Below are 20,202 nucleotides of genomic sequence, written 5' to 3'. Positions count from 1 at the left end.
GTATAAGCCTCCAATTTTATTGGCTGATTTATTTTAATTTTTTAGTATAAGTATGTCTACTCTTCTATTTTTAGCTTTATTTTCAGGTGAAGTATTTGGTACAACAGGATGATATTCACTATAACCTGATGCTGAAATACGCTCTGGATTAATACCCGTTTCTTCCACTAAAAACCTAACTACGTTACTAGATCTTGCTACAGACAATTCCCAATTTGTGGGGTATTTTGAACTGTATTTTATAGGATCATTATCGGTATGTCCTTCTATTCTTATAAACTTATCATTAAATTCTTTTTTATTTAAAAGATCCGATATATATTTTAAAGTAACTTCTGATTTTGGTTTTAATTCTGCCCTTCCAGAACTAAACAATACATTATCTTGAAATCTTAGAAGCAGACCTGAATTTTCATTGACAACTTTAACATCTTCATTTAAGTTATTCTCATCTAAGTATTTTTTGATTTCCTTTTCCAAATTATTAAAATTTTCGATTTCTTCTTTTTGGTTTGTACTTTTATCATCTTTAAGCCCCTTATCTATATACTGCTCACTAGACAAAGTCTTTCCTCCATCTAAAAAGCCTAAAGATCCATTGAATGACTGTATTATAGATTGAAACTTTTGAGCATCTACTGATGACATAGAAAAAAGCAAAACAAAAAAACAAAGTAATAAAGTTACCATATCTCCATAAGTAGCCATCCATTCAGGTGCACCCTGTTTTGCTTCTTCTTGCTTTTTCTTTCTTGCCATATTAAGCTTCTCCTTCCTGTAGTTGTGTTCTCATAGAAGGAGGTAAAAATGCTTTTAGTTTTTCTTCTATTATTCTTGGGTTTTCTCCAGCCTGTATTGATAAAAGACCTTCAACGATAATTTCTCTTTCAAGAGTCTCCTCTCTACTCTTAACTTTTAATTTATTCGCTATAGGTATAAATATCATGTTTGCCAAGAAAGATCCATAAAAAGTTGTCAAGAGTGCAACAGACATAGCAGGTCCAATCGATGATGGATCATCTAATTTTTTAAGCATATTTATAAGACCTATAAGTGTACCTACCATACCAAATGCAGGAGCAAAACTTCCCATAGTTTCAAATAATCCCTGACCTGATTTATGCCTTTCCTCTAAAAAATCAAGTTCAGTTTCTAATAATGTTCTCACAAGATCTGGATCTGTTCCATCTACAACCAACATAACTCCTTTTTTTATAAAATCATCATCTATTCCAGCAGATGATTCTTCAAGAGCCAATAATCCTTCTTTTCTAGCTTTATTTGCAAGTTCAATCATACTTTCTATAACTTCATTTGGATTACTTTTTCTCTCTTTAAATGCTTTTTGAGTAAGTTTCATTATTTCTTTAACCTTAGGAAGAGGATAAGCAACTAAAGTAGCTGCTACCGTTCCTCCTACAACTATCATTATAGATGGAATATCTATAAATGCTCCTAAACTTCCACCTAATAAAATACTAACTATAATCAAACCAAACCCTAATACTATACCTATGAGTGTTCCTAAATCCAAGTACTACACCCCATTTCTGCCATCTACTATTTTTATAATATCTTTTTTGAAAGTTTTCACCTTTTTAATTATAGTATCTACATCTTCTTTTACTACATATTTATGTCCATTAGTCAAAGTTATTACTGTATCTGGTGTTTTTTCTATAGTTTCTATCAAATCACAATTTATTACAAACTCTTCTTCATTAAGTCGTTTTACTTTTATCATATCGTCCTACTATCTCTTCAAGTTTACAAGTTCTTCAATCATAGAGTCAGTTGTAGTTATAACCCTTGAATTAGCCTGAAAACCTCTTTGTGTAGTAATCATATTGGTAAACTCTTGTCCTAAGTCTACATTTGACATTTCAAGTGATCCTGGGTTTAGTTCTGCAAATCCATCTTGACTAGGCTTTCCTATATTCGCAGTTCCTGAGTTTCTAGTTTCTAAGAACATATTTGATTGAAACTTTTGAAGTCCCGATGGATTTTTAAAGTTTGCAAGTCCAACTCTTCCAAGTACTCTTCTTTGTCCATTATCAAAAGCTCCTATAACCTCTCCATTTGGTGCTACCGCAAATTCACTTAAAGCTCCCTGCTTATACCCTTTTATAAAAGTTGCTCCTGCATTAGATTTATCAGCAAATTGAGTTAAGTTATCTTTATCTATATCAAACGAAAGAGCATCCGCCCCCTTAGTTAAGTCACTACCTATTTCTATATTTAGTTTATCTGATGAAGATTTTACTTTCCCATTTTTATCAAAAGTCAATGTATATGTATCCATTTTAAATCCACCTGCTCCTGTTTTAGGAGCGACATCCTTACTAGTAGCATCTACTGTCCAACCAGTCGTTTCTCCATTTGCTAACATATATCCATCACTTCCCATATAAATCCCATCTACGTCCCATGTACTTTCTCCCGTACCTGTATCAACTGATCTTTTAGTAAATACCAATTTTATTTGATGTACATTACCAAAATCATCAAATACTTCTATTGTAGTTTCTCTTCCCAACGATTTACTTAATTCATCATTTTTCTGAGAATACACAGGTTTTCCTGCTGTTTTTGATAAATTAGAGTCATATTGATAAATACCTTCCGTTGCACCACTTGTATCATCTTTCGGCAAAATTCCTTTTACCTTATCCGCCGTTGTAGCGCCTAAATCTAAATCTGTAAGTGCAGTAGTGTTAGAATCTAAATTACCTCCAAATGTAACTATTTCCTCACCTGCTATCAGAGGAACTGATGGTTTAGTAGCTTGAGGTGGATATACTACTGATTTATCTATTTTTAATCCTTCTATACTACTTTTAAGTCTTCCTGTCTCATCTGCCATATATCCAAGTACCTTATATCCATCTTGAGTAACTAAATTTCCACCACCGTCTATTGAAAAGTTTCCCGCTCTTGTATAATATCTATTTAAAAAGTTAGTATCATCAGATACCATGAAGTAACCTTCACCATTTATCATAAGATCTGTTGTATTGTCAGTTCTCTCAACAGCTCCTCTTCTTTGAAGTACATCAATAGATGCGACATCTGCACCAAGTCCTATTTGCATAGGATTAGTACCTCCACGACCATCTTGTGCTCCTCCTGCTCCTTTTACAGTTTGTGCAAAAGTCTCCTTAAATGTAACTCTCGATCCTTTAAAACCTACAGTGTTTACGTTTGCTATATTATTACCTATAACATCCATTTTTGTTTGATGTGCTTTTAAACTTGATACTGCGGAATACATTGATCTCATCATAATAAATTACCTCCCCAGAACTTATTAATTAAGTGCTAATAATTTTATACTATTCTATTATTTGATCTTTGACATTTATATCGTATTTTTTTTCTTTTGTAGTACCATCTTCATTTTCTAATTTTATTACCAATTTCATATCTGAAGTTAGCTTCGTACTATCTGCTACAGCATTTCCATCTTTGTCATATATTTTTGCTATTGCTTCATTTGGTATTGTTAATCCATCAATTAATTGTTGTGCTGTTGTATTCGCTGGAATTTCGTCTATACTTTTATTTTTCAGCTCACCTATTTGACTATTTGTTATATCACACCAATTACCACTTAAATCTTTTAATTCTTTTATAAGTTCATCTATTTGTTCTTCTACATTCTTATTCGCAGTTACAAAGTTATTATTTAAAGATTTTATACCTTCAAATACATCTTGAAATGATGTGTTCAAGTTCGTCATTTGTTCAAGAGAACTAAACTGTGCCATTTGAGATATAAATTCCTTATCCTCCATAGGCTTTAAAGGGTCTTGATATTTTAACTGAGTTGTCAGTAGATGTAAAAAATCATCTTTTCCAAGGTCTCCATTTTTTTTGGTTGCAGTTTTAATTGCGTTTGTAGCTGCAGTTGCAGTTGTAGTTGTAGTTTCATTTTTTGAATCAACCTTAGTATTATCGGGAGAAATCACCTTCCCCGAGCCAGTATATTTTGTGAAATTATTGTATCCAACACCTGTTATATCCGACATTATATTCCTCCCTATGCTAATCCATTGAAGTTATCATCTTCAAAAAGATATGGATTTTCTATTTCATTCTGCTGTTCATCTAATTCTATATCTATATTTTTACTTATTTTTTTATTATAAGCCATAGCTTCTAATATGTTTTTATGCTTATTAAGATCCCCTTGACTGTTTACAGATACACTTAAACTTTGTATAGTAATACCTTGTTCAGAAAGACTATTCTTAAGTGCCTCCATATTATCCTCTATAGCTGTTTTTACCTCTTCATTTTCTGCCATAAATTTAGCACTTAAAATTCCTCTTTCTAATACAACCTTAAGTGTCAACTTGCCTAAATGTTCTGGTTCTAACTGCATCTGTATACTTGAATTATTTTTATTTGTAATTATTCTACTTTCTTTTGTAATTTGCTTAATTATATTATAAGAATCTATATTGCTCATCTGGTTCTTAATTGAAGGACCTGTAATTGTCTTTATTCCACTCGTTATCTTACCGACATTTAGATTTTGGAAATTCAATACATCTTCTGTTTCATCTTGTCTATCTTTTATTAAAAAATTTTTATTTATGTTATCTAAATCTTCATCTTGATTATAACTTGTATTTTGATTTAAATCTTTATTTATTTCATTTAAATTCAAATTTTTATTTTGTAAGTTTTCGTGTTTTGTGCCATCTTCTTCTATTTTTCTATGATCTTCTTTTATATTTTCATCACCATTTGTATCTTTTTCAACATTCACATCATCTATTTTTATATATTTTGAGTTAATATTCTTTTGATCACCTATTAATTCTAATTTATTTAATATTTCCGATTTTACTTCTTTAGGTATGAAATCAGCATCTTCTAATTTTATGAACATCTTTTCAAAATCTTCGATATTTATTTGCCCATTATCAATTTTTTCAATTAGTTCATCAATATTTTTTTGGATATTTTCCATTTCTTTTTTATTATCAACTTCTATATTAAGACTTTGCAAAATAGACATTATATTTTCTAAATCTTCTTTAGTTTGCTTTTCATCAATTACTATATTTTTATTTTCATCAACATTGAGTACTTCAGATTCGTTAATATCTTTAACTTCAGTACTTATATCTTCTTTATCTTGTTTCTTAATGTCTTTAACTTCAGTACTTATTTCTTCTTTATCTTGTTTCTTAATATCTTTTCTTATATCTTTTTTTTCATTTTTTTTATTAGTATTTATGTCCTTATTATCATTTTTTTTTGAATGAAAATCTAGTTTTTTTCTAAAATCCAATTTATCATTCACATTATCTTTTTTATTCGATTTTTTTATATAATCTTTTGTCATATTAAAATTTATAGGCATTAAATTATTCAATAGTTCTCCCCCCTTTTTTATTGTTTTGGTAATCCTATTTTTCTGCTTATTTCTGCTGATTTTTTATTATCTAAATTTGATATAACTTCAGATAATAATTTAGGTTTTAATTGTTTTAAAACTTCTATCATAAGATCTTCTTCTGTTATTATAAAACTTTTTTCTTCATCTATTTTATATTCTTTATATTTTGGTTTACTTGATGTCATTTCATTTACTAAATCAGATACCTCTGTTGAGTTCATCTTTTCATAAGATAATTTTAGAGTTTTTAAATCCCTTTTATATACCTCCAACACCTTCAATGTATTATTTATATCTTCAGATATACCTTTAACAGTTTCTTCATTTTCATTTAGTTGCTCAAAAAGCTTTATTTCTTTTAAAACACTATCCAAATAATCACTATCTTCAAATTCACAAAGTATCTTACTTGCTTGCAAATAATCCATATTAGCAAATATAGTACCCAAATTTTGTGCTGAATACGCATTTTTATTCTGTAATTGCATACTTGCTTCTTCAATATTTTTATTTGAATATATATCGGATAAAGTCTTCATATCATATATATACTTTTTATATAATTGAGTTTGATTTTGTATATCTTTAAAATATTTTTGAGATAAGTTTTCGTTTATACTCTGGGATATATTTTGATCCATATAATACAGTACTTTTGCACCATATTCAGGTTTGAACTTTTCGATGATTTTTGCAGCATCTTCAAAATTTAAATTTAAATCTATTATATTTTGTTCTAAACCTTGAATAGTTCCTAACAACCCTAGTTTTGTATAATTTTTAGAAAGTTCTTCAATATATAATGCTCTTTCTTGTTCTATTGAATCTATTTCTCTTTGAAGTATATCTTTTTTAATTTTTTTATCTCTTATTTTTTGAACTAATTCATTAGTAGACGATAAATCATATTTTTTCATTTTCATAATTATATCTTCGTATAATTTTTTATCTTCTTTTTCCATAATTATTAGTTTATCAATAGCTCTATCTTCATCTAGTGTTAAATAATATCTTGCTAGTTTATTCTTTCTTTCTTCTTTCTCTTTCAAAGATGGTATTTGTTCAAAACGCTCACCGACAATAGGTAATTTTTTAAAAATATTATTAGTCATTGTACTTATCTGAGTATTTGTATAATAAAGAATTGCAAAAGTTGTGAGCAAAACACCTATTACCATTAGAGGTATTCTTTTTTTCTTTTTAGGTTTGTCCATTTCTTGTACATTTTCTTCCATATCTTCCTCCTAGTTACTCATACTGTGTTTAAATGTAACTATCTGATCTACAAACTTTTCCTCTTCTTTTTTAATTTTTTCATTAAATTTAACAATATCTTTTTCTTTTATTTTTTCAAAAGTCTTTTTCTCTCTCATAATTTGTATGTACTCATTTTTTTTTACATCCAATTTATTTTGAGCTGATTTTAAATTTTCAAATAAATTTCTAATTTTTATATTTATCAAATGTATAAATTCATTCATAAGCTTTATCTCGTTAATACTAGTCCCAGCATTCATATTTTCTTTAATCTGACAATTTTTAGTTTCTTTAATTTTATTTAGTTCTTCTATTTGAAGTTTAATATTATCAATCATATTATTAATTTCATTTATTTCCATTTTCTTATTTTCTTCTAGTTTTTCTTTTATTTCTAATATTTTTTCAAACCTAAATTTATATTTCAATAAACACACCTCTATTCTTTAAACATATTAAGTAAACTGCTTATAACATCATCATATTCAAATTTGTCGTGTGTCCACTGTTTCAGAAAAGAATTAATCTCGTCTATTTTCTGTATAGCCATATCAATTTTAGAATTAGATCCTGGTGCATAAGCACCTATATTTATCAAATCTTCAGCTTCTCTATAGGTTGCTAACAGGTCTTTGAGTTTATTAGCAGCCTGTATATGCGCTTTATTTGTTATATTACTCATAACTCTACTTGCACTTGATAATACCTCTATAGCAGGGTAATGATTTTTATTAGCAAGGTTTCTTGACAATACCACGTGTCCATCAAGTATTCCTCTTACAGCGTCAGCTATAGGCTCATTCATATCATCACCATCTACAAGAACAGTATACAAACCTGTAATAGATCCTTTATCTGAGTTTCCTGCTCTTTCTAAAAGTTTTGGTAATACTGCAAAAACAGATGGTGTATACCCTTTTGTAACAGGAGGTTCTCCTATAGCAAGTCCTACTTCCCTTTGCGCCATAGAAAAACGAGTTAAAGAATCCATCATAAGTATTACATTTTTACCCATATCTCTAAAGTATTCTGCTATAGAAGTTGCAAGTAATGCACCTTTCATCCTAACTAGGGGTGGTTGATCTGATGTTGCAATTACTAATACCGATCTCTTCAACCCCTCTTCTTGTAAATCATTTTCTATAAATTCTCTTACTTCTCTTCCTCTTTCTCCTACTAGTGCTATTACATTTATATCTGCCTTTGTGTTTCTAGCAATCATTCCTAAAAGTGTTGATTTACCTACTCCAGAACCCGCAAATATACCTATTCTTTGCCCTTTACCACATGTTAATATACCGTCTAAAGCCTTCACTCCTAAAGGCAGAGGTGTATCTATTTTTTCTCTTTTAAGTGGGTTCGGAGGTTGATTCATAACAGGATAATTAAGTTTTAGATTTAATTTTTCTTTATCATCTATAGGATTTCCTAGTCCATCTAAAACTCTTCCTAACAATTCTTCTCCAACCTTCACCTCAAGCCCATGCCCACTGGCTATAACCTTACTTCCTGGTCCTATTCCATCCATTTCTCCAAGAGGCATTAATAGTACAGTTTCTGATTTAAATCCTACAACTTCAGCTAATATTGATTTTTCAGATTTTATAGGGTATATAAAGCATAATTCTCCCAGTTTTACAGCAGGTCCTTTCGACTCTATAGTAAGACCTACGACTTGAGATACCCTTCCTGTATACTGAATCAAATTAACTTCTTCCAATTTTTGAAAATATTTAGATACATCTATAGACTTCATTATTATCATCATCCTAAACTAGACTTAAAAATTCTTCTTTTATTATTTCAAATTGATTCTTTATACTTGGATTAACAGTTCCTGCGTTAGTGTCTATGATTAAATCACCCTTTTCAAGAGACTTGTCTACTTTTATTTGAATATCTTCTATATACCCTGACATAGCAAGTATCTTATCTCTTGATGAGTTAACTTTTTCAAAATCCTCGCCACTCACTCTAACTATCAACTTTTCAGTGAAAGTCAATTTATTCAGAGCTTCTTTTATAAGATTTAATATTATCTCATCATTTTCCTCTAGTTTCACTTTAATAATCTTATCAACTGAATTTATTACTAAATCTATAATATCTTTTTCTAGTTTATCTATCTGATCTTTTTTCCATTGAATAACATTGTTTTTTATATTAATAGCCTCATCTATTTCTGCTTCATACTTATCTATACTTTTTTGTTGTCCGTATTCAAAACCTTCCTCATAACCTTTTTGATAACCTTCTTGTTTATGCTTATCTAACTCTAATTTTGCCTTTTCATTAGCTGAACTTATAATATTTTCATATTCTTTGTTAGCTGTTTCTATTATATTATTTTTTTCTTTTATAGCATTTTGTTTTATAAGTTCTATTTCTTTCAAAACATCATTTTTTTTTAAGATGAGATTATTTATTTCGTTTTCTATTTTTAAATTTTTTTCGTATGTTTGGTTATCCTCTATAACTTTTGGAGATTCAAACCCAACAATTTTTTCTTCACTAATATTGACTTGATTATGTTTTATAATTCTAGACAATTAGTTCATCTCCTCCACCTCTTGAGATTACTATTTCTCCAGATTCTTCTAGTTTTCGTATGTTATTAACAATTTTCTGTTGAGCCTCTTCTACATCTTTCAATCTAACAGGACCCATAAATTCCATATCCTCTTTTATCATGTCCGCTAATCGTTTTGACATATTAGAGAATATAAGTTCTGCAACCTCTTGTGTTGCACCTTTTAACGCAACTGCAAGCTCATTATTATCAATTTCTCTAATAAACCTTTGTATAGATACATTATCAAGTGTAATAATGTCCTCAAATACAAACATTCTCTTTTTAATATCTTCTGCAAGTTCAGGATCTGACATTTCAAGATCTTCCATAATATACTTTTCAGTTCCTCTATCCACAGAATTTAATATATCAACAATAGACTGAACTCCACCAACAGTTGTATGGTCTTCCGTAACAAGATTTGACAATTTATTTTCAAGAACTAATTCTATTTCTTTTATAACCTCTGGATAAGTTCTATCCATAGTAGCAATTCTTCTTGCAACTTCAGATTGCTTATCATGAGAAAGACTCGAAAGTATCTGACCGGATTTTTCAGAGTCTAAATACGATAATATTAACGCTATAGTTTGAGGATGTTCATTTTGTATGAAATTCACAATTTGAGACGGATCAGCCTTTCTTGCAAAATCAAAAGGTTTAACTTGTAATGATGCTGTTAATCTATTAATAATTTCTAGAGCCTTATCATGACCTAAAGCCTTTTCTAATACATCTTTTGCATATCCTATTCCACCCTCTGATATAACCTCTTGTGCTAAACAAACTTCATAAAACTCTTGCAATATTTTTTCTTTCACTTCCGATTCTACTTTTTTCATATTAGCAATTTCTAGTGTTATCTCTTCTATTTCTTCTTCAGATAAATATTTAAACATTTTAGCAGAATATTCAGGTCCAAGTGTTATTAAGAGTATAGCTGCTTTTTGCTTACCATTTATCTCATTTTTACTTTTCTTTGCCAAACTCAATCACCTCTTATTCCTCATCTATCCAGCTTTTTAATAGCTGAGCTACTATTTCCGGATTTTTATTAACAAGATTTTCTATACTCTTTTTATATCCAGACTCTTTTATATCTAATTCTAATTCCTCTATTTCTTCTTGCATTATATTTATATTTTGAGATTCTTCTTCCATCTTTACTTCTTTTTCTTTTTCTTTTTTTAGTTTGATAATATATAATATACATATAAATACAGGTATTAATATAAGCAATATTATTAATACAATAGTCCAAATAGGCATATTCGACTTTCCTTTGTCTATTTCATCTACACCTTCATTTAAAGTATTATTAAATGATTGTGCATATACCTCCACTCTTTTAGTGTCTATTCCTGCAGCACTAGACACTGAACCGACTATTTCTTTTTTCTTTTCCTCAGTCAGTTCTTTGTCAGGTAATATCTCACTATTAAGCACTACTGCTACGGTTATATCTTGTATCTGTCCTTTAGCTTTTTCAACTTTTCTAACTATTTCATTAAGTTCATAATTTACAGTTTTATCAAAATCATTATATGCAGAATCCCCACTTTCTTCTTGTTGATACTTAGTTATTTCTTCAGTATTACTATCAGTTCCTGGTACTCCTCCATTTTGAGAATTCTTAACTGATTCATTTTTTTCTTTCATACTTCTTATAAGACCGTTTTCTTCTCCTTCTATAGGAGTACTATATTCTTTTGTTTCAGTTATATCAGTATCAAAATTAAGTTTAACACTAGCCATAACAGATACATTACCATATCCATATATAGTAGATAAAAATTCCACTAAATTATTTTCAATATCCTCTTTCACTTTGTTTTGAATCTCTAACTGATTTGTAGATTCATAAGACCCTTCATTATCTTTTTTATTAAGAACTCGTCCAGTAGAATCATGAATCGTTATATTTTCAACACTTAATCCTTGAACAGAATTAGATACTAAAAATGCTATACCTTCTATACTTTGCTTATTTAAACTAAAACCATCATTTAACTCTATTACTACAGATGCCTTAGCATTTTCTTTATTTTCGTCTAATATAAATGTAGAGTCTTTTGGTATACTCAAATTAACATCAGCTTTTTTAATAGCAGGCATTTCTTCTATAACAGATCCTATTTGATTTTGAAGAGCGTAGTTAAAAGCTTTATCTTTTTCATCTTCACTCATAAACATTGTATTTTTATTTAATAAATCATCGTATGAAAATTTAGTACTAGGTATACCTTTTGTCGATAAATCCATTTTTATTTTGTTTATCTGATCTTTCTTAACTAGTATAGTCCCCTCATCATTTATCTTATAATCAATTTGGAGTTCATCTAGATTTTTGGTTATATTTGCAGATTCTTTTATATCCAAATCTTTATACAAAACACTATATTCAGGTTTTGTTATATTTAATATAGTTAGTGTACTTATAATTAATATCAATATAAATCCAATAAATACATTTATTTTTTGTTTTTTAGTATATTTATTTAAAAACTTAACTACAGCTTCTTTTATTTTCAAAAAATTTTCACCCATTTATACACCTCATTCCAAGCTAGGTATATTGCTATATTTGTATTCTCATAATTTCCTTATACGCATCCATTATCTTGCTTTTTACTTCTGTAAATGTTTGTATCGCTATATCTGCCTTTTGTGTTGCAATCATAACTTCATGAATATTATCAACTTCTCCACTTATAAACTTCAAATTCATTTCATCTGATTTTTTCTCCATATCACTTACAGAATAAACTGCTTTGTTTAAGAAGTCCTTAAACTCTATTTTTGAATCAGCAGACTTTTTAATGTTATTTTCTGTACTACCGATAGTTAGGTTATGAATTTTCCCACCTTGAACTTGCACAATACTACACCCCTTTATCTACCAATCTCTAACGCCTTCATCATCATACTTTTACTTGAATTTAATGCAGTTACATTTGCTTCATAAGCTCTTGTAGCAGAAATCATATTTACCATTTCCGTTACTATATTAACATTTGGCATTAAAACATATCCTTTTTTATCAGCATCTGGATGCCCTGGATCATAAACCCTTTTAAACGAACTCTGATCTTCTTTTACACCAGTTACCTCCACTCCATTTCCTATATCATTATTTTTATTCATATGTTTATTTAAATGTGTTTTAAAAGACTCTGTTTCAGCTGCTTTAAATGTAACTACTTGTCTTTTATATGGAGTTCCATTTGCTGTTCTTGTTGTGTTAGCATTGGCTATGTTTTTAGATATTATATCCATTCTTAACCTTTCCGCAGTTAGACCCGAAGAACTTATATTTATAGATCCAAATAATGACATATTATCTACCTCCTCCATTTATTGCATTTTTATATCTTTTAAATGCACTTGTTATCTGTTGACTTACTACATTATATTTTATGTAGTTTTTGCTTAACTCTGCCATTTCTACATCTATATCTACATTATTTCCATCAAGTCTCGATTTTGTATTCTTATCAACGATAATTTTTGGGTTTAAATCCATATTTCTAACATCATTTCCTATATGTTTAGGATCAGTTGTTTTTATATTTATCTCATTTTCATTTGTCATTTTTCTTAGTATTTTATCAAATTCAACATCCTTTCTTTTGTAATTAGGAGTATTAGAATTTGATATATTGTTATTTATAGCATTTTGTCTAATAGAATATGCATCAAGACTTTTACTCAATAAGTTTATATTATCATTCAGTTTCATATTTCCCCCTTCTAGTTTTTTCCTAAGTTTTATATTTTATAGCCTTTTTATAAACTGCTTATATATATATTACCTAAGGCTTAAACTATTCACAATATAATTTTAATAAAATACTACTAATTTCCTAATTATTATTCAACACATTGCCCACAATTACCCATTACAACCCAAAACAACCTAAAATTCCAATCTACACTACTTAAAATTCGCAATAAATACAATAAATGTTATATTTTATTTATTGCATCGACAAGTAATAAAATTCGTGTTTTAAAATTATTATATGAAATAAAATTTAATTAAGATTGAATTTTTAGTTAAGCTAATCTAGAAACCATTAAGTTCTTATCTCCAATTTTAAGGAGGATAGAATTTTAAGAGTTTTATATTCCGGATAAAAATTTCTATATCTTAACTTATTTAATTTACCAATCAAGTATTTTAAATTTAATTTTACTAACGATTATAAGACAAAAAACATTTTTCTACATAGAATTATATCATCCTTTGTATGTTTTTGTCCATTTATCAACTCTAATAATTATATACTTTATCCTACATTTTTGACAATATTAAACCCAAATGGGATTAATTGTTTATTATCTTATATATTTAAATATACAAACGAAAAGATATATAATGTAGACTTTATAATAAATTTGTGTTAATCTATTTTTATTTCAATAAACCAACAAATTTAGAAAGGACAATAACCATGATAAAAAACATAAAATACAAACCAGCAATATTTTTTATTTTTCTCAACATGCTTACTATAGGTTTTTGCGAAAGTATAAAAGGAGTATTTGTTTCTCAATTTAAGGAAGTATTCCAAATTTCTGACTCCTCAATAGGTCTTATGTTCTCTCTTTCAATATTCGGATACATAATTTCAACCTACGCAGGAGGTATCCTTTGTTCTAAATTTGGACAAAAAAAAATTCTTGTTTTTTCCACTATAATAATAGGTATTTCTTACCTTATAACATCTATCTCTCCTACTTTTACAATATTGCTAATTTCTGTATTTATAACAAACGTCGGTACAGGTCTTCAAGGGATATCAGTGAATTCTGTATCTCCAATTTTATTTGTTACTTATAGCACAATACTTATAAACCTTACTCACTTTTTTTACGGCTTAGGAGTTAGTATAAGTCAAAAATTCTCTGGAAATATGATTCTAAAAGGTTTTACTTTTAGAGATATTTTCTTAATAAACAGTGGATTAATGTTATTATCTCTAGTTTTTATATTATTTACTAAATTTCCAAAGGTTGAACCTGTAAACCTGAAATTAAATATAATTAAGACTTTAAAAAATAAACTAGTTTTATTATTCATATTTGCACAAGGTCTATATGTTTTTTCCGAAGTAGGCTTTTTAAATTGGTTTGTTAACTTTGCACAAACTTCATATAATTTTACAATAGACAAAGCAACTCACTATTCTGCTGTTTTCTTTCTAGTATTCACTTTAGGAAGATTAACAGGAGGTTTTGTAGTTCATAGATTAGGTATAAAAAAATCTATGCTAATTTATTTATCGATGTCATTAATCTTATTTTTGAGTGGATATTTATTGAAATCTAATTTTGTAATATTAATATCACTTTCAGGATTTTTCTTTTCAATAATTTTTCCAACTACAATAACTATAATAGGACAAGCATTTAAAGAAAATACTTCATATATAATGGGATTAATATTATCATTTGTTTCTGTTATAAATATGCTTATGAATAGTCTGATGGGCATTTTATCCACTTCTTTATCACCATATATAGCTTTTTCACTAATACCTATAGCTCTAAGTTTATCTTTATTTTTCTATACTAATATATTCAAAAAAATAGAAATCTTATAATATAAGGTTTCTATTTCTGATCCATTCTATCAAGCATAATATTATATCCATTTGCTCCATAATTTAAACACCTGCTAACTCTACTTATAGTAGCTGTACTGGCTCCTGTATTTTCTTCTATTTCCGTATACGTTTTGTTGTTTCTTAACATTTTTGCTACTTGTAACCTTTGTGATATAGATTTTAATTCTTTTACCGTACATATATCTTCAAAGAACATATAACATTCCTCTATAGTATTGATTTTTAGTATAACTTCAAATAGAGTATCTATGTGTTTGTCTTTTAATTTCGAATTATAATCCATTTAAATTCCCATCTCCTCATAAATAAGTTTACCATCTATATTATACTATCATTTTTATGCGAATATAACAATTTATATATATTTGTTCATATTTAAATATAAATATACAAAAAAAAGATGATTAAATCATCTTTTTTTACTCCATCATAGATACTAATTTCTTATTTAAAGTTATTAATAGTAAACCTACTACAATAGAAACAACTGCTATTCCACCGAATATCTGTAAGTGACCAAGTTTTTCTACGTAAGAAGCTATATACCCTCCAACTATTTGTGCAACAAAACTACTTAATAACCAAACTCCCATAAGAGCTGATGCATATTTAACCGGTGCTATAGAACTAACCATAGAAAGTCCTACCGGAGACAAGCAAAGTTCTCCTAAAGTGTGGAATAAGTATGCGCCAACAAGCCACATCATATTAGCTTTTATAGCTATATCATCAGATCCTCCTCTTTGTAAAACAGCTCCTACCATTAATAAAAATCCTAAACCTAGCAAAATTAAACCCAACGCCATCTTAACAGGTATCTTTAAATCCCCTTGCTCTCTTTTGGATAACGTTATCCAAATCTTAGATAAAACAGGTGCAAGTAACACTATGAAAAAAGGATTTAATGATTGGAACCAAGATACCGGTACTTCAAAAGATCCTATATTTCTATTTATGTAGTCCTGAGTATATATAGTAAGCGAACTTCCAGCTTGTTCAAATCCAGCCCAAAACACTACAACAAATGTAGCTAATATGAATATAACTGTTGTTCTCTCTTTTTCTTTCTTCGTAAGAGGTCTATCTATTTTTTCTTTATTGTTCTTATCTTTTATAGCTACAGGTGCTTTACCTATATCTCCAAGGTATTTATTAGCAAGTAAATTAAATACAATCTGTCCTAAAACCATTCCTATAGCAGCTGCTAGAAATCCATATTTGAATCCATAGTGAACAATCATATCACCTTGTCTTCTTGCAAAAGTGCTTTCTGCTAAAGTTCCACATACTAAAGGCGCTAGAAATGCACCAACATTTATTCCCATGTAGAATATTGTAAATGCAGCATCTCTTCTTTTATCTCCATCCGGATATAATTTTCCAACTAAAGTAGATATATTCGGTTTAAAAAAACCATTTCCTATTATAAGCAAAAATAATCCTAAATATAAAAACGTTTTACTTTGTTGTGAAAATAAAGCGAATTGTCCAAGAGCCATAGTTATACCACCTATTGTAATGGCTTTTCTTTGCCCTAAATATTTATCAGAAATATACCCACCTATTATAGGGGTGAAATACACAAGACCAGTAAACCATCCATATATAAGAGCTGCTGTACTTTTTTCAATACCCAGTCCACCTTGTACCAATTCAGTAGTTAGATACATTATAAGAAGTGCTCTCATACCATAGTAGCTAAACCTTTCCCACATTTCAGTAAAAAATAGCATATACAACCCAGGAGGATGTTTTTTACTTTGTTCTACAACGTTTTCTTCTTGATTTTGAGCTAAAGTCATTGTAATCTCCTCTTTCTATTTGATTTTTTTCAAAATTTAAGTTTTTATAAACTTAAATTTCGTTTTAAAATATAATAAAATATTATTTTACATACGATATTAACATTTTATTATTTTATTTACAATAACCTAGCTTTTTCACACTATATTCTTAATTTTTCTTATATTAGTTATTTTCTTTATCTTGATTTATCTTTTTAATACATTTTCTTTATTTTATATATATTGTTTTTTCTATATATTCTATATTTTTTTGTATAAGCTAAACAAATAGAATGAAAAAGAAGTCTTTATTTTTTTATAAAGACTTCTTTCTTTATTTACTAAATCCAACTTTCTAAACCGGCTGAATTTAGTATATTCCGAGACTTATTAAAATTCTGTGCACCTACTATTATTTGATATTTTTCATCATAAGCAACCTTTAAAATATTAAAACATTTGAACCAATTCCAAATTTACTGAATGCTTAATAAATTCCCCTTCTTCTTTATTATTATATTCAAATCTAAATATTTATTTAATATTGTATTTTGAATATGTGTTAATGTAACATTTTTCTATTTTATTAAAACGCCTCACATCTATATAGACAACACCGACAATATTTTTAGCCTCTTTAAATTTTTTAATTATATCTTTTGAATTATAAATTTTTATATAATACTATATTCTCTAATTTTATTCCATTGATATTATAGGACAAGACCGTATATTAATTATCAATTTATCGAAATCATCTTCAAAGCTTTCATCTATCTTTAAATTCACAATATTTTTTTTATTTTCAATGTCAATGTTAAGAACTTTATGATACAATTTCGTAACCACTCCGAAATTTGATAATTCTTCTGAAGATGAGTAACACAATCATTTAGGGCCTTCTATCCTCTCTACTACATATATTAAACTTCCACAAAACAATAATAATATATTGTTATTTTTTAACTTCATGCTTTTCATATACTTATAGCTTTTGCATTTAATCTGTATTCTAATATCATTTTATTTTATTATTTATTAACTTTATATAAAATTTTGTCTTCTCATCTTTTATATCAACTCCATCATACCAATATTTACATTCATCTAGATCATCATTAAAATGTTTTGCTTTATATATAAATTCTGGTCTATATTCAAAATGCAGTATATCAAAATGTTTCCATTTTCCACCCCATATAAAGTTATTATTTTCAAATATTCTAACAAGATTACTTGGATAGGATTTCAATCTATTTTGTCCTGCTTCTTTTGATGCCCATTTCCAATAATCACTCTTATCACTAGCCAAATCAATAGCTATTCCAAATGAGTGAGGACTTAATCTGCTAGTCCCAGATATAACTCTATAGTTAAAAGTTCCACTTATAGGATACATATATTTATATATTCTATTATCAGCCTTACAAATATTTATAACTTCATTTATAGATTTATTTAAATTTTTATAAGCATTATTCTTATCATTAAATGCATAGTATTTATTTCCAAATCTTAAATTTTTCAAATTAACTTCTATTTCTTTTTTTGTATTGCCATATACTTCTTTTAATAATTGATAATGCCTTATTCTACCAGGGTCATTATTCGCTATGTCGTATATACAATTTAAATTATATCCTTCTTCCATCATATCTTGTAAATCCGGATTATTTATTTTTTCTTGAATAGTCTTATTTTTTTTGTCATCATATAGTATTTTATTTCCAGATTTCATTATTAAATATATCTTATCATTGGATTTATCAATATCTACAATATGTTCACCATATCCCATCATTAGCGATAATATATTTCTTTTCATATCTATATTATATTTTTTATCATTTTCATTTTTGAAAACTTTATAATCTTTATTATTTGAATATATAAAAAATACACCTATAAATAATATACCTATAACAAAAAAAGTACACATTCTTTTCATTTAAATTTATACCTCCCTTATATATTTATTACTCGTTAAAAGACATTTATATTATTATTATCTTTAATTGTATGTATATTTAGACCAAATTTAACCTTTTTTATTTTTTGAATTTTTCAACATTTAGATTGTTATTTTTTACACATAATGTTAAAATAATATATAAAATTATCTTTTTTTAAGATATTTTTAATCAAACAATCTAGGAGGGAGTAATATGCCAAATTCGTCTGTATCAAAAAAACTTGATCAGTCAAAGAAACATCCCATAGGTCTTTATGTAATTTGTTTTACTGAAATGTGGGAAAGATTTAGTTATTACGGTATGAGAGGCCTTTTAATGTTATTTTTAACAACACAGCTTGTAAAAGGTGGTCTTGGTTTCGATACCAAGTCTGCGGGTATCATTTACGGTAATTTTACAGGTATGGTTTATCTAACCCCACTTATAGGTGGATGGTTAGCAGACAGATATTTAGGTCATAGAAAAGCTATCATTATAGGTGGTTTTTTAATTATGTTTGGTCAGTTTGCTTTATTTGCAACTCACACCAAATCAATGTTATATCTAGCACTTTTACTTTTAATATTAGGAAATGGTTTTTTTAAACCTAATATGTCTGCTATTGTAGGAAATTTATATGATAAAACTGATGCTAGAAAAGATGCAGCTTATACGATATTTTATATGGCCATAAATATAGGTGCTTTTTTCGCTCCATTAATATGTGGAGCAATAGCAGAACAATTATTTGCTCAAAAGTCAGGTGGCGAAATTATATCCTATGCGTATAGATACGGTTTCTTGGTATCAGGTATAGGTATGGTTTTAGGTCAAATAGGATTTATGTGCCTTGCTAACAAATATTTAGGTGATATCGGAAAACATCCTGTTACTAAATCTTCAAATACTAAAAAAGCTAGTGATAATCATCCATTAACTCATCAAGAAAAGAAAAGAGTTGCTTCAATATTTATACTATCATTCTTTGTAATATTTTTCTGGGCTGGATTTGAACAAGCCGGCGCTTCACTTACTATATATACAAGAGATTTTATAAATAGAGATATTGGAGGATTCTTAGTTCCAATCACATGGTTCCAATCATTAAACCCTGTATTTTGTGTTACTTTAGGTCCTATAATGGGCGCTTTATGGATTAAATTATCAAAAAGAAAACAAGGGGACTTATCTACTCCTCAAAAGATGTCAATCGGTCTTGTTTTACTTGGTTTAGGTTTCTTATTAATGGTAGGAGCTGTTTTACAAAGAGGATCAGCTGGAAATGATGTTGCTGTAAAAGCTAATATGTTATGGCTTATAGGTGCATATTTGTTACACACTGTAGGAGAACTTTGCTTATCTCCAGTAGGTCTTTCAATGGTTAGTAAATTATCTCCTCCAAAACTCGCTTCTTTTTTAATGGGAGTTTGGCTACTAAGTAGTGCCGTTGCAAATAAGGTTGCAGGAATGGTAGCTTCTGTAATGGATACCTTTACTCATATGCAGATTTTCGGAACTATAGCAGTTGGATCTATATTGTTAGGATTTGTTTTATTGTTATTAAATAAAAAACTCATATCAATGATGGAGTAATAAC

21 protein-coding genes are annotated in these 20,202 nt (G+C 28.1%); 2 read left to right on the top strand and 19 right to left on the bottom strand.

All coding sequences use genetic code 11. From position 1 onward, the window contains the following. Nucleotides 1–33 precede the first annotated feature (33 nt). From WJW32_RS09340 to flgB, 15 genes are read right to left on the bottom strand one after another with little or no spacing between them, the layout of a single operon-like run. Nucleotides 34–759 carry a flagellar motor protein MotB gene (locus tag WJW32_RS09340; protein WP_340257637.1) on the bottom strand — a complete coding sequence of 242 codons (726 nt, stop codon included), beginning with the start codon at nucleotides 757–759 and terminating at the stop codon, nucleotides 34–36. Between the two features lies 1 nt (nucleotide 760). After that, on the bottom strand, nucleotides 761–1,534 hold the full coding sequence (locus WJW32_RS09335) for a flagellar motor protein (RefSeq protein ID WP_340257636.1): 774 nt from the start codon (nucleotides 1,532–1,534) through the stop codon (nucleotides 761–763). A gap of 3 nt (nucleotides 1,535–1,537) precedes the next feature. Then, the gene (locus WJW32_RS09330) at nucleotides 1,538–1,744 is read right to left on the bottom strand and encodes a flagellar FlbD family protein (protein ID WP_340257634.1); all 207 of its coding nucleotides are present in this window, start codon (nucleotides 1,742–1,744) and stop codon (nucleotides 1,538–1,540) included. 9 nt (nucleotides 1,745–1,753) lie between these two features. Beyond that, complete coding sequence (locus WJW32_RS09325; protein ID WP_340257633.1) at nucleotides 1,754–3,283, bottom strand: flagellar hook protein FlgE; 1,530 nt, start codon at nucleotides 3,281–3,283, stop codon at nucleotides 1,754–1,756. Nucleotides 3,284–3,332: 49 nt separating this feature from the next. After that, complete coding sequence (locus WJW32_RS09320; protein ID WP_340257631.1) at nucleotides 3,333–4,028, bottom strand: flagellar hook capping FlgD N-terminal domain-containing protein; 696 nt, start codon at nucleotides 4,026–4,028, stop codon at nucleotides 3,333–3,335. 11 nt (nucleotides 4,029–4,039) lie between these two features. After that, nucleotides 4,040–5,386, bottom strand: coding sequence for a flagellar hook-length control protein FliK (locus tag WJW32_RS09315; protein ID WP_340257630.1), 1,347 nt, complete (start codon nucleotides 5,384–5,386; stop codon nucleotides 4,040–4,042). A gap of 17 nt (nucleotides 5,387–5,403) precedes the next feature. After that, a complete protein-coding gene (locus tag WJW32_RS09310; RefSeq protein WP_340257628.1) occupies nucleotides 5,404–6,645 on the bottom strand; it encodes a hypothetical protein in 1,242 nt (413 codons plus the stop codon). Between the two features lie 9 nt (nucleotides 6,646–6,654). Next, nucleotides 6,655–7,095 carry a flagellar export protein FliJ gene (fliJ, locus tag WJW32_RS09305; protein ID WP_340257626.1) on the bottom strand — a complete coding sequence of 147 codons (441 nt, stop codon included), beginning with the start codon at nucleotides 7,093–7,095 and terminating at the stop codon, nucleotides 6,655–6,657. An 11-nt stretch (nucleotides 7,096–7,106) separates the two neighbouring features. After that, nucleotides 7,107–8,423: a flagellar protein export ATPase FliI gene (gene fliI, locus WJW32_RS09300; RefSeq protein WP_340257625.1), complete on the bottom strand. Its 1,317-nt coding sequence runs from the start codon at nucleotides 8,421–8,423 to the stop codon at nucleotides 7,107–7,109. A 13-nt stretch (nucleotides 8,424–8,436) separates the two neighbouring features. Continuing rightward, nucleotides 8,437–9,216 (bottom strand): FliH/SctL family protein, encoded by a 780-nt coding sequence (locus tag WJW32_RS09295; protein ID WP_340257623.1) that lies wholly within the window; start codon nucleotides 9,214–9,216, stop codon nucleotides 8,437–8,439. After that, a complete protein-coding gene (gene fliG, locus WJW32_RS09290) occupies nucleotides 9,209–10,225 on the bottom strand; it encodes a flagellar motor switch protein FliG (RefSeq protein WP_340257621.1) in 1,017 nt (338 codons plus the stop codon). Before fliG ends, WJW32_RS09295 begins: the two co-directional genes overlap by 8 nt. A 13-nt stretch (nucleotides 10,226–10,238) precedes the next feature. Next, nucleotides 10,239–11,786 carry a flagellar basal-body MS-ring/collar protein FliF gene (gene fliF / locus WJW32_RS09285; RefSeq protein ID WP_340257620.1) on the bottom strand — a complete coding sequence of 516 codons (1,548 nt, stop codon included), beginning with the start codon at nucleotides 11,784–11,786 and terminating at the stop codon, nucleotides 10,239–10,241. A 31-nt stretch (nucleotides 11,787–11,817) separates the two neighbouring features. Then, the gene (gene fliE, locus WJW32_RS09280) at nucleotides 11,818–12,117 is read right to left on the bottom strand and encodes a flagellar hook-basal body complex protein FliE (RefSeq protein ID WP_340257618.1); all 300 of its coding nucleotides are present in this window, start codon (nucleotides 12,115–12,117) and stop codon (nucleotides 11,818–11,820) included. A gap of 14 nt (nucleotides 12,118–12,131) precedes the next feature. Then, a complete protein-coding gene (gene flgC, locus WJW32_RS09275) occupies nucleotides 12,132–12,575 on the bottom strand; it encodes a flagellar basal body rod protein FlgC (protein WP_340257616.1) in 444 nt (147 codons plus the stop codon). 1 nt (nucleotide 12,576) lies between these two features. After that, on the bottom strand, nucleotides 12,577–12,978 hold the full coding sequence (gene flgB, locus WJW32_RS09270; RefSeq protein ID WP_340257615.1) for a flagellar basal body rod protein FlgB: 402 nt from the start codon (nucleotides 12,976–12,978) through the stop codon (nucleotides 12,577–12,579). A gap of 715 nt (nucleotides 12,979–13,693) precedes the next feature. Here flgB and WJW32_RS09265 point away from each other — a divergent pair. Next, nucleotides 13,694–14,845 (top strand): MFS transporter, encoded by a 1,152-nt coding sequence (locus WJW32_RS09265; RefSeq protein ID WP_340257613.1) that lies wholly within the window; start codon nucleotides 13,694–13,696, stop codon nucleotides 14,843–14,845. 10 nt (nucleotides 14,846–14,855) lie between these two features. Here the strand turns inward: WJW32_RS09265 and WJW32_RS09260 are convergent, their stop codons facing one another. From WJW32_RS09260 to WJW32_RS09245, 4 genes are all read right to left on the bottom strand, one after another. Further along, a complete protein-coding gene (locus WJW32_RS09260) occupies nucleotides 14,856–15,152 on the bottom strand; it encodes a YerC/YecD family TrpR-related protein (RefSeq protein WP_340257612.1) in 297 nt (98 codons plus the stop codon). Nucleotides 15,153–15,288: 136 nt separating this feature from the next. Continuing rightward, a complete protein-coding gene (locus WJW32_RS09255) occupies nucleotides 15,289–16,671 on the bottom strand; it encodes a peptide MFS transporter (protein WP_340257611.1) in 1,383 nt (460 codons plus the stop codon). Between the two features lie 681 nt (nucleotides 16,672–17,352). Continuing rightward, nucleotides 17,353–17,541 (bottom strand): hypothetical protein, encoded by a 189-nt coding sequence (locus tag WJW32_RS09250; protein ID WP_340257609.1) that lies wholly within the window; start codon nucleotides 17,539–17,541, stop codon nucleotides 17,353–17,355. Nucleotides 17,542–17,671: 130 nt separating this feature from the next. Beyond that, nucleotides 17,672–18,601, bottom strand: coding sequence for a M15 family metallopeptidase (locus WJW32_RS09245; protein WP_340257607.1), 930 nt, complete (start codon nucleotides 18,599–18,601; stop codon nucleotides 17,672–17,674). 217 nt (nucleotides 18,602–18,818) lie between these two features. Between WJW32_RS09245 and WJW32_RS09240 the strand changes: the two genes are divergently transcribed. After that, the gene (locus WJW32_RS09240; protein ID WP_340257605.1) at nucleotides 18,819–20,198 is read left to right on the top strand and encodes a peptide MFS transporter; all 1,380 of its coding nucleotides are present in this window, start codon (nucleotides 18,819–18,821) and stop codon (nucleotides 20,196–20,198) included. Nucleotides 20,199–20,202 lie beyond the last annotated feature (4 nt).

This window comes from Tepidibacter sp. Z1-5 (assembly GCF_037844525.1).
Taxonomy (GTDB): Bacteria; Bacillota; Clostridia; order Peptostreptococcales; family Peptostreptococcaceae; genus Tepidibacter_A.
This window is presented reverse-complemented; position numbering and strand designations above follow the sequence as displayed.